General features: G+C 61.3%; 1 rRNA gene. It reads left to right on the top strand.

The window, feature by feature from the left end:
• Window positions 1-103: 103 nt before the first annotated feature.
• Window positions 104-269: ribosomal RNA gene (locus tag EZM41_RS11050) — 23S ribosomal RNA — on the top strand; the annotation flags it as partial.

The raw sequence follows: 269 nt of genomic DNA on the forward strand, positions 1-269 counted from the left end.
GCTGCAGCCGAATTGGAAGGGGTCGCCGGGTTGCCGCTCTCCGTCCTAAGCGGCTACGAGGAGGCGAGCTTGAGTTTTCGAGGTGCCGCCTTCGGCTTGCGCGAAAGGGTCGGCCTTTTCTTCGACCTCGGCGGAGGTAGAGCTCTGGATGGATGAGGGGGGTTGTGGCCCTACCGATTTCAACCAAACTGCGAATGCCGTCACTGGATCCTCGGGAGCAAGACCGTGTGGGAGAAGCTTCACGGTCGAGAGGGAAACAGCCCAGATCG

The organism is Acetomicrobium sp. S15 = DSM 107314, assembly GCF_016125955.1.
In the GTDB taxonomy this organism is placed as follows: domain Bacteria; phylum Synergistota; class Synergistia; order Synergistales; family Thermosynergistaceae; genus Thermosynergistes; species Thermosynergistes pyruvativorans.